This is a genomic window from Haloferax sp. Atlit-48N (assembly GCF_003383015.2).
Classification (GTDB): domain Archaea; phylum Halobacteriota; class Halobacteria; order Halobacteriales; family Haloferacaceae; genus Haloferax; species Haloferax volcanii.
Genome location: NZ_CP137689.1, coordinates 274,919 through 289,499, shown reverse-complemented (window position 1 = coordinate 289,499; position 14,581 = coordinate 274,919). Strand labels below are relative to the sequence as shown.

The window sequence follows — 14,581 nt, the reverse complement described above, 5'->3', positions numbered from 1 at the left end:
ACAGCCTCAAAACCGTACCACGTCGCGGTCGGCTCGCTCCCCCGCGTCGCCTACCACGTCTCGACCATCCCCTCGCGGATGTCCTCGACGCAGCCCTGGCAGTCGGGGTGGTCGGGGTCGAAGCAGGCGGGCCGGCCCTTCCCGTCGACGGCGACGGCGCGGCGCTCGGCGTGGCGGCGACAGACGAGCTTCGCGCGGCCCTCGGCGTCCCGCGGGAGCGAGTTCGCCGGGGCCGAGTCACGACCGTCTCGGTAGGCGCGCTTGGCCTCCTCGTAGCGCTTGCCGGCCGAGCGGGCGGCGCTGCGGATGATGCTTTCGAGGCGGTCGTCCATGGTGTCGAATGCGTCCCCGTGGCTATCAATTCCTCGCTCGGTGCGACGGTTCCGGCGCGCTCTCCGGCGTGACGTTCACTTTCACTCCGGCTCAGACATTTTTATATGAATACGCATCCAACCTCGATATGCCTCCCAATGGAAACCAAGGTGGAGGCGAGGTAGACCATGACTGATTTGCGAACCCATGCGGCTGAGATAGCCGACCAGTTCTCGGACCACTTAGACGTGTCCGCGGACGAAGTCGAAGAACGATTAGAGAGCCTCGTCAGCGAGTACCGCGTCCCCGTCGACGAAGCGCGGCGGAGCGTCGTCAACAGTTACCTCGACGAGGCCGGCATCGAGCGCGACGAGCTCGCCGGCGGCGCCGGCGGGAACGAACAGACCCTGCTCAACGACATCGACCAAGACGAGCAGTGGGTCGACGTCCGCGCGAAGGTCGTCGAACTCTGGGAACCCCGGAGCGAGTCCGTCGCGCAGGTCGGCCTGCTCGGCGACGACTCCGGGCGGATGAAGTTCATCGCCTTCACCACGTCCGAACTCCCCGAACTCGAAGAGGGGAAGTCGTACGCGCTCGGCAACGTCGTCACCGACGAGTACCAGGGCAACTTCTCCGTGAAGCTCAACCGGACGACGAGCATCACCGAACTCGACGAGGAAATCGAAGTCGGCGACGACTCGACCAGCGTCGAGGGCGCGCTCGTGGACATCCAGTCGGGGAGCGGCCTCATCAAGCGCTGTCCCGAGGAGGGCTGTACGCGCGTCCTCCAGAACGGGCGCTGTTCCGAACACGGCAGCGTCGAAGGCGAGTTCGACCTCCGCATCAAGGCCGTCGTCGACGACGGCGACGAGGTCCACGAAGTCATCTTCAACAGAGAGATGACGGAGGAGCTGACCGGTATCGAACTGGACGAGGCGAAGCAGATGGCCATGGACGCCCTCGACACCACCATCGTCGAAGAGGAGATGCGCGGTGACCTCGTGGGGTTCTACTACCGCGTCACCGGCCCGACGCTGGGCCGGTACGTGCTCGCCAACGAAGTCGAGCGGCTGCGCGAGCCGGCGGACGCAGAAGAACTGCTCATCAAAGCGAGGTCGATGTAAATGAGTTCCAACGAAATCCCCACCCGAGAGGTCGCCCGGCGCGTCTTCGCACAGGAGTTCAACGACGCCGGTTACACGTTCAAAGAGTCGGACGACGAGCGCGCGCCCGTCTATCTGCTGCTCCCGACGGGAGAGAGCGCGAACCGCGTCTTCCTCGTCGGCACGCTGACCGAGAAGGAAGACGTCGGCGAGGACAACGAGTACTGGCGCGGTCGCATCGTCGACCCGACGGGGACGTTCTTCGTCTACGCCGGCCAGTATCAGCCCGAGGCCGCCAGCGCGCTGCGCGACCTCGACGCGCCCGCCTACGTCGCGGTCGTCGGCAAGCCGCGGACCTACGAGACCGACGACGGCAGCATCAACGTCTCCGTCCGCCCCGAGTCCATCACCGAGGTCGACGCGGCCACGCGCGACCGCTGGGTGACGGAGACCGCGGACAAGACGCTCGACCGCATCGCGGCGTTCGACGACGAGGGCGACGAGTACGCGCGGATGGCCCGCGAGCACTACGACCTCGACCCCGACGAGTACAAGCGCGCCGCCATCGCCGCGCTCGAAAGCCTCGAACAGGCCGACGAACTGAGCGCGTAAGCGGGCGTCTCGCTCCGTTTCGTGCGCGTCGGCCTGAACGCCGACCGAACACAACCGACGGCCGAGTTCCACCGTCACACGCCCCTTTTTGCGACGAATTACGACGCCCGGGACCCCTCGTCTGACGAACCATTAAGTGGCCTCACCACAGACCGACCAATATCATGGGCAACAAGAACAAGACCATCTCGTTTCGCGTCAACGAGGACGCGTTCGAGACCCTTCGGGAGATAGCCGAGGAGCGGGACATCTCCCTGTCCGCCGTCTTCCGCGACTACGTGGACACGTTAGTTGCCCACGACGGTCAGGTGCAGGTCGTCCCCAAACACGAACTCGAAAAGCTGCGCGAGGGCGAAGACGAGTCGTTCCCGCCGACCGTGGAGGTTCCCAAGAGCTTCATCCGCGAGCACGAACGCCTCGAACTGGAGGCCGAACACCTCCGCGAGCAACTCGAAGAGCACAAAGGCTACGTGAACTACCTGCGCGAGCAGGTCGAAAACGACCACGACGACGTGGAGGAAGTCATCCAACTGGAAGACCTCGATACGGGCGACGAGCCGTCGTTCCGCCTCGGCTAAGCGCCGTCGTCTCCGCCGCGGCGTCCGCGCCCACCGATTTCAGCGAGGGCCGACGAGGTCCTGCTTCGCCCGCCGCGCCTCGTCCTGCATCTCTCTGTCTCCTTCCACGTCCGCGAGCGCCTCGACCGATTCGAGCGTCCGGACCGAGTCGTCGAGGAACGAAAGCACGTCGCCGGGGTAGGCGTACACCATGTAGTCGTCGCTCATCACGTCCACGATGGCGTCGGGGCCGAGGCCCTGCGCGCGGAGTTCCAGCAGGTACTCGATGAACTGGCGCTCGGGGTAGCCGGTGTAGATGTCGTCCGAATTCTCGCAGTCGAGGAAGTCCTGCGCGAAGTCGAGCAGGCGGTCGCGGGTGGCGTCGTCCACCTTGGCGAGGCCCTCGCCGGAGTAGAGGATTTCGAGGGTCGCACCGCTGAAGACGCGCTTGGGGATGTTCGTATCCAGTTGCGAGACGATTTGGCGGTGGTTTTTGAGATAGATCTTGTCGGTGATAGCCACTGCTACCCGGGAGTTCGGGCCACCGCGGCAAAAGCGTCCCGCTCGCCGGCGCGGAGTGGTCGATGGGGGCGACCTCTGTTACGTACTGTCATTCCGGGACCGTAGCGTAACGTATTTTAGTCGTAGCGAATTAGGAAGGGTTGCAACGTGTCCGGGTTGGGGTAGTGGACTATCCTTCAGCCTTGTGGAGGCTGAGACGCGGGTTCAATTCTCGCACCTGGACCTCTTCTTTACATCTCGACCGGTGAGCGCCGCGTAGCGTGCGCGAACCCGTTTTCGAGATGTGCTGTGAGGTGTGGCTGCGAGATTGAACCGGGGAGCGAACGCAGTGAGCGACCGGGGTTCACGCGAGTGAAACGAGCGTGAATACGTGAGGTGGAACCTCACGGCGTTCAATTCTCGCACCTGGACCTCTAATCTCGAACGACGAGGGGCGCAATCGAGACGTGAGCGCCGCGACGCCCCACCAGACCCAAGTGCGTCACACACTAACATTCGTCGTGGGATGAGCACCCAACTCCGCGCGGACGACTCGGTGTTCGACCGCATCCGCGACGCGATACTCAACCGCGGCGACCCGGAGGACAACGAAGACCCAGTCGGCCCAACGGTTCCGACGGGCTAATCGGTCGGTCCACGGGGTCGTCGTCGGTCCACCTCGCTTTTCGGCGCTCGAACCGTCGGGCGCGACCAGTTCCGAAGCGGCGGTATGGCCGTCGTCGACAACGCGAAGGGAACGCCGGAAACGGGCAGGTCTTTCGTCTGGAAGTACTAGCACTCGGCCATGCAAATCGCCATCCTCACCGTCGGCAACGAACTGCTCGCGGGAGACATCGAGAACACGAACGCGACGTGGTTAGCTCGGCGGCTCACCGAGGGTGGGGCGACGGTGGCGCGGATTCAGACGGTTCCCGACGACCACGGAGTCATCGCCGAGACGGTCGCTGACTGGGCGGCCGCCTTCGACGCGGTCCTCGTCACGGGCGGCCTCGGCGGGACGCCGGACGACATCACGATGGAGGCCGTCGCCGCCGGTCTCGACCGGGCGTTCGTCGTCAACGAGGAGGCCGCGGCGCAGGTCGAATCGACCATCGCGGCGATTCTCGAACGCCGGCCGGACATCGACTTCGACCTCGAACCGGAGTGGTACGCCTCGATGCCCGCCGACGCCGAGGTGCTCCCGAACGAGGAGGGGCTCGCGCCCGGCTGTCGGGCGGGGAACGTCTACGTCTTGCCGGGCATCCCCACGGAGATGAAGCCGATGTTCGAGTCCATCGCCGAGCGGTTCGCCGGCGACGTTCGGTCGCGGGTGGTCTACGCCGACGCGCCCGAGGGAGCCGTCGCCCGCGAACTCGGGGAGGTCACAGAGCGCTTCGGCGTCGGCGTCGGGAGCTACCCCAACAGCGGCGGGCCGACGCGAGTCAAACTCACCGGCGGCGACCCGGCGGCGCTCGACGACGCGATGGCGTGGTTCCGGTCGAACGCGACGGTCGACCTCTACGAGAGCGAAGCGGCGGTCGAGGCGGCGCGCGAGGCAGAGGCGGGCGGCGAAGAACGAAGTCAAATCGGCCGCGACGACGGACGGTTGGGCAGCCGCGACGGCGAGTAATCTAGCCAGCGAGCGACTGGTCAGCGAAGCTGTGCGAGGCCGGCGTCGGAGCGGGGCATGGCGTCGAGCGACCCGCGACTGCGGATGATGTTGAAGGCGGTGACGAGGTCCGACCGGGAGACGAGGCCGACGAGTTCGCCCGCCTCGTCGACGACCGGGAGGCGGCCCACACCGCGTTCCTGCATGAGGGCGATGGCGTCCATCGCGTCGGCGTCGGGGGTGATGGTCGCCAGTTCGTCGCTCATGATGTCGTCGACGCGGAAGGCGTCGCGCTCGACCTCCTTGACGCCGCGGGCGTCGTCGAGGGTGACCATGCCGACGAGGTCGCCGTTTCTGAGCACCGGGTAGCCCGTGTGGCGCTCGACGAACATGCGTTCGAGGAGTTCCGCGACGGAGGTCTTCTCGTCGACCACGTCGAGGTTCTCGCGGCCGGTCATGATGTCGCGGACGACCACGTCCTGGAACGTCGCCTTGAGGACCGTCTGTTGGGCCTCGCCGGACGCGCCCATGTAGATGAAGAAGGCGAGGGCGACGAGAAACAGGTTGAAAAAGAGGCCGAACAGGCCGAGCAGGAATGCGAACACCTTACCGACCTCGGCGGCCATCTGCGTCGCTTTCGCGTGCGGGCGGTTCCGCGCGAGGAGCGCCCGGAGGACGCGCCCGCCGTCCATCGGGAAGCCGGGGAGCATGTTGAACACGGCGAGAGAAACGTTCACCAACGCGAGATAACCGAGGACGAACTGCGCGGGGGCCTGCGACTCGGGGAGCAACAGGAAGCCGGCGTAGGAGGCGACGCCGATGGCGACCGAGACGACCGGGCCGGCGACGGCGATGGTGAACTCCTGTTTCCAGTCCTCGGGTATCTCCTTGAACCGGGCGACGCCGCCGAAGAGCCAGAGCGTGATGGACTCGATTTCGTAGCCGTAGCGCATGGCGACGAGCGAGTGGCCGAACTCGTGGAGCAGGACGCCGGCGAACAACCCGATGGCGGCCGCGCTCCCGAGCACCCACTGCATCGACCCCGCGGAGATGGCCGCGCCGTCGATGGTCGAGCCGAAGAGGTCGTTGACGATGGCCGCGAGATTCGTCACGTCCGAGCCGATGAGCCACGCGAAAAGCGGGAGAACGATGAGGAACGTGAGGTCCAACTTTATCGGGATACCGAAGACGCTACCGATGCGGATTCCTCGCATACCCGTAGGTAGCCGCGGAGGGGCCTTAAGCAGTCAGGGCGGAGAGACGGGGAAATGCTTACGCGGGCGGGCAATCGACGGGGAGATATGAGCGATTCCCGACCGGAGCCGGTGGTCAAGCGGAGCGCGGACATCGAGTACGAGGCGGTCGGCGCGGCCGACGGGATGTCGAAGGGCGTCCTCGTCTCCGAGGCCGACGGCGCGCCGAACTTCGCCATCCGGCGGTTCGTCCTCGACCCCGGCGCGTCGGTCCCGAAACACACGAACGAGGTCGAACACGAACAGTACGTCCTCTCGGGACGCTACGTCGTCGGCATCGGCGACGAGGAGTACGAGGTCGAAGCCGGGGACTCGCTTCTGATTCCCGCCGGCGTCGTCCACTGGTATCGAAACGAGTCCGACGAGGAGGGGGCGTTCCTCTGTGCGGTCCCCAACGGCGACGACGCCATCGAACTCGCCGCCGACGCCGACGCCTGAGCGCGGTTGCCGTCAGTGGCCGTCGGTGGCCGTCGGTTGCCCTCGGGGGTCGGGGCTCGAAGACACGGTACGAAGGCGTGTGCGGGTCGCTATCGAATCTGAGCGGTCGCAGGCGAATCGCTGAAATACCACGTCGCCGTAGCAGGGACCGTGTCTAAACAGGTCACCCGCGTCGACACGCTGTTTCTCCACCAGACGGGCGACGACTACCTCGTCGTCGCCCGCCGGGACGGAAAGCGGGTGCTCCGCGGCAAGCTCGAACTCAAAGAGACGAACGCGGGGCCCCGCCCCCTGCGCTTTCTGGTGACGCGGAAGGGAGAGGATTCGCCGCGCGACCCGAGCCAGTTCGTCGAACTCGCCCGGTCGGCCGCCCGCATCCGCATCTCGCAGCAGACGCCGAAGGACGGCCGCGACGAGCTAAAGGAGATGCTCGACGGCTACCAGCTCGAGGCGCTGACGGTGCGGACCTGCCGCCGCTGTGCCGTCAACGGGCGCTACTCGCCTATCACCGACGACACGGCCATCAAGGCCGAACACGAGCACATCTGCCGCGACTGCGCCGTCCAAGAACTGGAGGGCGAACTCTCATTCGCGGGCGGGCTCACGCAGGCTGCCCAAGAGCGCCTGGAGGAACTGCTGTACGAGACGGGCGACCTGACCCGTATCACGAACCTACTGCAAGGCGAGTTGGACCCCGACCTGACGAAGTTCGACACCATCAGCGCGACGACGGAGGACGTGGAGTTGGTCGAGACGAGCACGCTCGACCTCCACCCGAACCTGAAATCGATGCTGACGGAGCGCTTCGACACCCTGCTCCCCGTCCAGAGCCTCGCCATCGACAACGGCCTGCTCGACGGCGACGACCAACTCGTGGTGAGCGCGACGGCGACCGGGAAGACGCTCGTCGGCGAACTCGCCGGTATCAACCGGATGCTGAACGACGACGGGAAGATGCTGTTTCTCGTCCCGCTCGTCGCGCTCGCCAACCAGAAACACGAGGACTTCAAGGAGCGCTACGGCCACCTCGGGAAGGTGACCATCCGCGTCGGCGCGAGCCGAATCAACGACGACGGCAACCGCTTCGACCCGAACGCCGACGTCATCGTCGGCACCTACGAGGGTATCGACCACGCGCTCCGGACGGGCAAAGACCTCGGCGACATCGGCACGGTCGTCATCGACGAGGTCCACACCCTGAAAGAAGAGGAACGCGGCCACCGCCTCGACGGGATGATAGCCCGCCTGAAACACTACTGCGAGTCCCGCGCGGACCGCCGCGAGGGTTACGGCGGCGCGCAGTGGATTTACCTCTCTGCGACCGTCGGCAACCCGAAGTGGCTCGCACAGAACCTCCGGGCGAACCTCGTCGAGTACGAAGACCGCCCCGTGCCCATCGAGCGCCACGTCACCTTCGCCGACGGCCAAGAGAAGCCGCGAATCGAGAACCGCCTCGTGCGGCAGGCGTTCGACTCGAAGTCCTCTAAGGGCTACCGCGGTCAGACCATCATCTTCACCAACTCCCGGCGGCGGTGTCACGAAATCGCCCGGAAGATGGACTACAACGCCGCGGCGTACCACGCCGGCCTCGACTACGGCCAAAGAAAGCGCGTGGAGCGACAGTTCGCCAATCAGGACCTCGCAGCCGTCGTGACGACCGCCGCGCTCGCCGCCGGCGTCGACTTCCCGGCGTCGCAGGTCATCTTCGACACGCTGGCGATGGGCATCGAGTGGCTCTCCGTCCAGGAGTTCAGCCAGATGCTCGGCCGCGCCGGCCGCCCCGACTACCACGACAAGGGCGTCGTCTACCTGCTCGTCGAACCCGACGCGAGCTATCACAACACGATGGAGATGACCGAAGACGAGGTGGCGTTCAAACTCCTCAAAGGCGAGATGGAGGAGGTTCGAACGGTGTACGACCAGTCGTCGGCGGTCGAGGAGACGCTGGCGAACATCGTCGTCGCCGGCACGAAGGCCAAGGCGCTCAACAACCGGATGCTCGGTGAGTTGCCGACGACCCACGCGGTCGGGAAGCTCTTGGAGTGGGGCTTCATCGACGGCCTCGACCCGACGCCGCTCGGCCTCGCCGTGACCCGGCAGTTCCTCTCGCCGAAGGAGGCGTTCGCCATCCTCGACGGCATCCGAAAGGGGTCGTCGCCGTACGAAATCGTCGCCGACCTCGAACTCGACGAGGAAGGCCGGTAGCGACGACGCGCTCGGCCGAGAGACAGTCCGAATCCCGCACGCTTTTTGGCCGCCGACGCGTCGGTGACCGCGTGGTAGCGATAACGCCGGACATCCTCGTCGTCTTCGCCGTCATCCTCGTCGCGCTGGCGTTCTTCGCGACCGAACCCGTCCCGGTCGACGTGACGGCCATCGGCGTGATGGTGTCGCTGATGCTGATTCAGCCGGCCTCCGAGGCGCTCGCCTCGGCCGGGATGCTCGGCGCGCCAATCGTCCTGTTCGAGTCCTACCCCGGCGACGCGCTCTCGGGGTTCGCCAACACGGCGACGCTGACCGTCCTCGCAATGTTCATCCTCAGCGAGGGCGTCCAGCGGACCGGCATCATCCAGCTTCTGGGCGCGAAGATATCGACGTTCACCGGCGACAGCGAACTCCGACAGCTCGGCGCGACCGTCGGCGTCGTCGGTCCCATCTCCGGCTTTATCAACAACACCGCCGCGGTCGCCATCCTGCTCCCGATGGTGACCGACCTCGCGGAGCGCGGGCGAACCTCGCCGTCGAAGCTCCTCTTGCCGCTGTCGTACGCGTCGATGTTCGGCGGCATGCTGACGCTCATCGGTACGTCGACCAACATCCTCGCCAGCGACGTCTACTCGCGCATCACGGGCGAAGCGCCCTTCTCGATGTTCGAGTTCACCGCGCTCGGCGCGGTGGTGATGGCCGTCGGCGTCGTCTACCTCATGACAATCGGCCGTCGGCTCACCCCGGAGCGAATCGAACCCCGACGGGACCTGACCGAGGAGTTCGAGATGGCGGAGTACCTGACCGAGGTCGTCGTCCGCGAGGACTCCCCGCTCGTGGGCCAGCAGGTCCAGCGGGCGCTCGTCGAGACGGAGTTCGACGTCGACCTCCTCCAACTCATCCGCGGCGAGAGCGTCTTCCTCGAACCGCTCGGCCCGAAGGAGATTCAGCCGGGCGACGTGTTCACCCTCCGAACCGACCGCAACACGCTCGTCGAACTGCTCGACGTGGAGGGCCTCGACCTCGTGCCGGCGACCGTCACCGAGGACGAACTCGAACTCGCCGACCGCGGCCAGAACCTCGTCGAAGTCGTCGTCGCGCCGGGGTCCGCGCTGGTCGGAGAGTCGCTCGCCTCGGCGAGTTTCAGACAGCGGTACGACGCGACCGTGCTCGCGCTCCGCCGGGGCGGCGAACTCATCCGCCGACGGATGGACAACCTCCCGCTCCGCGTCGGCGACACGCTGCTCGTGCAGGCGACCGTCGAGAGCATCGAGCGCCTCGACAACAACCGCAACTTCATCGTCGCCCAGGAAATCGAGCGCCACGACTACCGCGAGTCGAAGATTCCCGTCGCCGTCGGCATCGTCGCCGGCGTCGTCGCGCTCGCCGCGCTCGGCTTCCTGCCCATCGTCGTCGCCGCGCTCCTCGGCGCGCTCGCCATGGTCGCCACGAAATGTCTCCGGCCGACCGAACTGTACGACGCCGTCCAGTGGGACGTTATCTTCCTGCTCGCGGGCGTCATCCCGCTCGGCATCGCAATGGAGAACTCCGGGGCCGCCGGCCTCCTCGCGGAACTGGTCGTGATGACCGGCGACTACCTCCCCCTTATCGCCGTCCTCGGCGTGTTCTACTTCGTGACGGCGCTCCTGACGAACGTCATCTCGAACAACGCGAGCGTCGTGCTCATGATTCCGGTCGCCATCGAGGCCGCGGCGACGCTCGGCGCCGACCCGTTCTCGTTCGTCCTCGCGGTCATGTTCGCGGCGTCGACGGCCTTTATGACCCCCGTCGGCTACCAGACGAACCTGTTCGTCTACGGTCCCGGCGGCTACAAGTTCACGGACTACATCCGCGTCGGCGGCCCGCTCCAGTTGCTTCTCGGCGTGGTGACGACTATCGGCGTCGCGTACTTCTTCCCCCTGACCTGACGGGGCGGAACGAAACCCTTTACTCCGCGACGGGGAGAGTCGTATGTGCGGGACCGTGGGTTAGCCTGGTATACTTCGGGCCTTGGGTGCCCGTGACCCCGGTTCAAATCCGGGCGGTCCCATTGGGTATATAAACAAAGCGGCCTGTTTTGCCGCGTTTTCCCACCCGAACAGAAGGGGGTCTGCGCGTGAGCCTCGCGCCCTCGAAGCGCGCGGGAGAACGCGCCGAAGCCGACCAGATTCAACGCGTCGACGGCTTCGAAGCCGCGCCGAAGAACGGAGACGACGGGCAAGAACTCCCGTACGACATCGTCTGCGTTCGCGCCGTCTGGCCCTCGACGGACCTCCCCTTCGTCGGCGTCCTCGTCCTCGAACAGGGCTCTGAAGTCGAGTCCAAGTCCTGCGCTGTCGTCATCAACGAATCGCAGGACCGCGGACGCTACTACCTCAGAAAGAACCAGCATGAAGCGCTCGTCAAACGCGGAGCGTTCTACTTGTTCTCCGTTCGTGACCCGAACACCGACGAGGTCATCGCGTCGAAAGTCGTTCCCGCGACCTCGGTCACCGACCTCAACTTCTCGTGGATCGAGGCGGAGGGACGCGCGACCTTCGGGCAGATCACCTGGACGCAGATCTTTGACCGCGAGGAGGTCGAGTCGCGATGAGTGTTCGCGGCACCTACTTCACCGCGCTCGCGAACAACGAGGTCACACCCAGCGACCGCGCGCGAGTCTTCGCTATCGTCCGCGACGTCCCCGAGTGGGCCGACGACCTCGTCGACCGCGCGCTTCCGCACCTCGCACCGCCCGAGTCTCTTGAGCTCGCGCGGAGTCGCGTCGAAGAGGCCGCCGACGCCGACGGCGTCGACAACGCGCTCGCTGTCTCGTGGCAGTCCACGGACTTCGAGACGCGCTTCCGGAGCTATCTGAGGTCGACCGGTCCGCGAGAAGTCCTCGCAACGGTGCAGTCAGACGCCGACGAGCGCCCCGTCTGGCTCGTCTCGTGGCGCTCGGACGACCGCAACGACCATCGCCGCATCGTCCTCGAAGAACTCCGACAGCGGACGCAGGACGGCCCCTGTGACGACGGACGCCACGAGTGGCGTCGTGGGTCGGTCGTCGGGGTGCTCGTCTGCGACATCTGCGGCTACTCCTCGCAGTCGGTCACCGACTGGTTCGGTCAAGACGTTCGCGTCGCCTACGGAGGTGACCGCCAGTGAGCGACGAGCGAACGGTCCAGGGAACGCTTGCGGGTCACAAGCAAAATCCAGAAGATAACGAGTTCGCTACGCCGCCAGAAATTTGGCGTCCGCTTTCGCGTGCAGTTGGTGGGTTCGACCTTGACCCCGCGAGTGGTGCCGAACCAACACCCATCGCTTCTGAACGGTTCACGGCCGAAGACAACGGTCTGAGACAACCGTGGCACGGGACGGTTTTCTGTAACCCGCCGTGGTCCTCGACCGGTGACGGGAGCGCGAAACACGACTGGCTTCAGAAAGCAAGGAACGAAGCGAATCGTGACGCCGTCGAACTCGTTGTCGTGCTTCTGCCGGCGGACACCTCCGCTCACTGGTTCCACGACCACATTCTTGAGGCAGATGCTATCTGCCTCGTTGGTCCGGGTCGGATTCCGTTTATCGGTGAGAACCGAAACCCATCGTTCCAACTGTCGATTTCGGTATTTGGAGAGGTACAGCGCCCACATCTTGATGCTCTCGACAAGTTGGGTGCGGTCATCCGTGGACGGACCGTCTACGAATCTGCAGTCCAAACGCGATTTGGAGGTGACCGCCAGTGAGCGACGACTCTGGCGAGGTCGTCGCGGAGTTCTCCGTCCTCGACGAGGCCGACGTCGTCACATCGGACGACGACGACACCGTCGCGTCCGCAGTTGACAACGGCTACGAGCCCGGCTCGACCATCGACGACGACGACTCCGAAGACATCGAGTTCGAGATGCCGGAGTTCGTCGCTGCCTGTCGCTACTGCCAGACGAGCTTCGAGACCGAAGAGGCCGCGCTCGAACACGAGTGGAACTGCGACCTGGAGCCGACCGGCGAGTGTCGCTTCTGCGGTGGGACGCACATCCGGAAGGACGTTCGCGAGGACCACTTCTACAGCTGTTCCGAAGCGGAAGAACACGAACGGAAACTGAAACGCGGTAGTCGCGCCCGGACGATGCGCGGACAGGATTCGAAGACCGCCGTCTCGGGGCTACGGAAGTTCCTTCTCCCACAACCGCACGAGTTCTCGGCGTACCTGAAGTGGGCTAACTCCCTGTCGACCTACTTCGGATTGATCTCGCTGTACAAGATGCACGACTTCGAGGAGTACGGAAATCTTCGCGCCGGCATTGAGTTCGGCGGTGAGGAGTGGAACCTCGAATTCGGCTACGCCGACGATCCGAAGATTGCCGTTCCCGACGAAGATACCGACCTCAGTCGGTGGGATTGGCGTCTTGACGGCGACACCGTTCCCGAGTTCATGATACGACTTTATCCCGAGACGTATCCATCCTTCCAGGAGGCGAAGGACGACAACCGAAAGCGTGCGTACTTCCGCGTCCGTCCTCGCTGGCCCGGTGTGAAGTCGAAGAGCGGGAAGAACATCTCGAACCCGCACGACATCCTCGGCGTCGACGTCGAGACGCGCGGGAGCTACTTCGAGTTTGACGAGTATCCGAGTCTCCTGTTCGAGGCGCTGCGCGAGCTTCGCGAGCGCCAAGACGAGTTCGGTTGGAACTCGTTCACGGAAATCGACTACGACGCGCTCCATCCCGAGAAGGTTCACAAGTCGTCGAACGTGACTGACGCCGAGCTGTACGTCCGCGCGAAGAAGGGCGAGACAGGTCGGGTGTTCGCGCTCGACGGGACGCTTCACCGCATCGCACTCATCCTCGGCGGCGAGCGCAGCGGCTACTCGAAGACAGTCCGCGACGACCGCGTCTGCGAAGGCTGGTATCACACGTCCACGGTCTGCGCGATGCGCGCGGCCGAGATCGTCGGTGGTCACGAACTCCCGAAGGAGTTCAAGCACTACCACGTGAAGAACCCGGACGCTGTCGCTGGAACACCGCTGGAGAACCCGAAGATCGGTGTCTCCTATCAGAACTCGCTGTACGACGACACGCTCCGGTTCGACGACGTCGACCAGCTCCACAAGGAACTCGATGAGGCGCTGCTGAACGTCCTGAACTGGTCTGACCTCCCCGTGACGCCTGACCACCAGATGTACGTCGCGGACGACTACTTCAGCGTCGACGGCGAGGCGCGAATGGCGAAGGTTGTCGACAATCCCCTTCCGCGTATCGCTCAGCAGCAGGAGGACGAGATTCGGATGTTCGCCACCGCGGGGAACCTCTTCGAGACGGACGTCGCGATCACCGAGGAGCTGGTGACTGACGGCGGCCACATCTCGCCGGCCGACCTCGCCGAGCGGATCGGCGTCCACATCGATACCGTCTATCGCGCGCTGAAGCGACTCGGTGATCTCGTGATTCACGATTACGGCAGCGTCGAGCTCGCATCGAAGCACATCGCGAACGGGATCGTTGAGCACATCGAGTCCGCGCGTCGGACTGTCGAGGCGACTATCGAGGAAGCGACCGACGACATCATCCGCGCCGACACCTACGGCCACGAGAACGACCCGTGGTCGAGATGGCTTCGGAACTACGTCGTCGATCGGAAGGATGGCGAGTACTGCGAGCGCCTCGAACTCGACGATCAACCCGACCGCAACGACATCCGTCGGATCATCCGCTCGGGCGCGATGACCTGGGCGGAGGTCACCGGCAACGACATCGAAGACTTCGCTCGTGAGTTCGAGGTCGAGGCCCGTGCCCGCGGCTCGGGTCGTCGGTTCGAATACCTCCTCGGTGATCTGCTCGGTCTCGTCGGCTCGAAGAACGTCGTCACGCTCGCCAGATAGCTGACGACTCCTGAGTGGCAACGCTGTTCTCTGACGTTAGTACCGGCAAGAATGTCTGTGTTTTCAGGTCGTTAGCGACTGCATTTTTCTTGGCGCCGTCTCGCGTCGACCAGCGCCGCGACCGCCGTCACTCC

Annotated in this window: 14 protein-coding genes and 2 tRNA genes; 13 read left to right on the top strand and 3 right to left on the bottom strand. The window is 65.1% G+C overall.

All coding sequences use genetic code 11. The features are described 5' to 3' along the window. Positions 1-50: 50 nt before the first annotated feature. Complete coding sequence (locus DEQ67_RS01650; protein WP_004065423.1) at positions 51-332, bottom strand: DUF7091 family protein; 282 nt, start codon at positions 330-332, stop codon at positions 51-53. Between the two features lie 168 nt (positions 333-500). Here DEQ67_RS01650 and DEQ67_RS01645 point away from each other — a divergent pair, with 168 nt between their 5' ends. From DEQ67_RS01645 to DEQ67_RS01635, 3 genes are all read left to right on the top strand, one after another. Further along, on the top strand, positions 501-1,436 hold the full coding sequence (locus tag DEQ67_RS01645) for a hypothetical protein (RefSeq protein ID WP_004065425.1): 936 nt from the start codon (positions 501-503) through the stop codon (positions 1,434-1,436). After that, the gene (locus DEQ67_RS01640; RefSeq protein WP_008606062.1) at positions 1,437-2,027 is read left to right on the top strand and encodes an RPA family protein; all 591 of its coding nucleotides are present in this window, start codon (positions 1,437-1,439) and stop codon (positions 2,025-2,027) included. Positions 2,028-2,191: 164 nt separating this feature from the next. Next, a complete protein-coding gene (locus tag DEQ67_RS01635) occupies positions 2,192-2,605 on the top strand; it encodes a ribbon-helix-helix protein, CopG family (RefSeq protein WP_004044633.1) in 414 nt (137 codons plus the stop codon). A 39-nt stretch (positions 2,606-2,644) separates the two neighbouring features. Here DEQ67_RS01635 and DEQ67_RS01630 read toward each other — a convergent pair whose 3' ends face one another. Next, the gene (locus DEQ67_RS01630) at positions 2,645-3,106 is read right to left on the bottom strand and encodes a DUF5814 domain-containing protein (protein ID WP_004065429.1); all 462 of its coding nucleotides are present in this window, start codon (positions 3,104-3,106) and stop codon (positions 2,645-2,647) included. A gap of 150 nt (positions 3,107-3,256) precedes the next feature. Here DEQ67_RS01630 and DEQ67_RS01625 point away from each other — a divergent pair. Next, positions 3,257-3,329, top strand: a tRNA-His gene (locus DEQ67_RS01625). A gap of 561 nt (positions 3,330-3,890) precedes the next feature. Beyond that, positions 3,891-4,715, top strand: a complete 825-nt coding sequence (locus DEQ67_RS01620; RefSeq protein ID WP_006600758.1) for a competence/damage-inducible protein A — start codon at positions 3,891-3,893, stop codon at positions 4,713-4,715. A 20-nt stretch (positions 4,716-4,735) separates the two neighbouring features. On the opposite strand, the gene DEQ67_RS01615 is transcribed toward DEQ67_RS01620, so the two are convergent. After that, on the bottom strand, positions 4,736-5,908 hold the full coding sequence (locus DEQ67_RS01615) for a M50 family metallopeptidase (protein WP_008606066.1): 1,173 nt from the start codon (positions 5,906-5,908) through the stop codon (positions 4,736-4,738). An 87-nt stretch (positions 5,909-5,995) separates the two neighbouring features. Between DEQ67_RS01615 and DEQ67_RS01610 the strand changes: the two genes are divergently transcribed. From DEQ67_RS01610 to DEQ67_RS01575, 8 genes are all read left to right on the top strand, one after another. After that, positions 5,996-6,385, top strand: coding sequence for a cupin domain-containing protein (locus DEQ67_RS01610; protein WP_115860580.1), 390 nt, complete (start codon positions 5,996-5,998; stop codon positions 6,383-6,385). 150 nt (positions 6,386-6,535) lie between these two features. Next, positions 6,536-8,590 (top strand): DEAD/DEAH box helicase, encoded by a 2,055-nt coding sequence (locus DEQ67_RS01605; RefSeq protein ID WP_115802090.1) that lies wholly within the window; start codon positions 6,536-6,538, stop codon positions 8,588-8,590. Between the two features lie 71 nt (positions 8,591-8,661). Beyond that, on the top strand, positions 8,662-10,518 hold the full coding sequence (locus tag DEQ67_RS01600) for an SLC13 family permease (RefSeq protein WP_115802089.1): 1,857 nt from the start codon (positions 8,662-8,664) through the stop codon (positions 10,516-10,518). 49 nt (positions 10,519-10,567) lie between these two features. Then, a tRNA-Pro gene (locus DEQ67_RS01595) sits at positions 10,568-10,640 on the top strand. A 66-nt stretch (positions 10,641-10,706) separates the two neighbouring features. Next, on the top strand, positions 10,707-11,183 hold the full coding sequence (locus DEQ67_RS01590) for a hypothetical protein (protein ID WP_115891782.1): 477 nt from the start codon (positions 10,707-10,709) through the stop codon (positions 11,181-11,183). Further along, on the top strand, positions 11,180-11,737 hold the full coding sequence (locus DEQ67_RS01585; RefSeq protein WP_115891781.1) for a hypothetical protein: 558 nt from the start codon (positions 11,180-11,182) through the stop codon (positions 11,735-11,737). The genes DEQ67_RS01590 and DEQ67_RS01585 overlap by 4 nt, the downstream gene beginning before the upstream one ends. Beyond that, positions 11,734-12,315, top strand: coding sequence for a DNA N-6-adenine-methyltransferase (locus DEQ67_RS01580; RefSeq protein WP_115891780.1), 582 nt, complete (start codon positions 11,734-11,736; stop codon positions 12,313-12,315). Before DEQ67_RS01585 ends, DEQ67_RS01580 begins: the two co-directional genes overlap by 4 nt. Beyond that, on the top strand, positions 12,312-14,447 hold the full coding sequence (locus DEQ67_RS01575) for an AsnC family protein (RefSeq protein WP_233509347.1): 2,136 nt from the start codon (positions 12,312-12,314) through the stop codon (positions 14,445-14,447). Before DEQ67_RS01580 ends, DEQ67_RS01575 begins: the two co-directional genes overlap by 4 nt. The last annotated feature ends 134 nt before the right edge of the window (positions 14,448-14,581 follow it).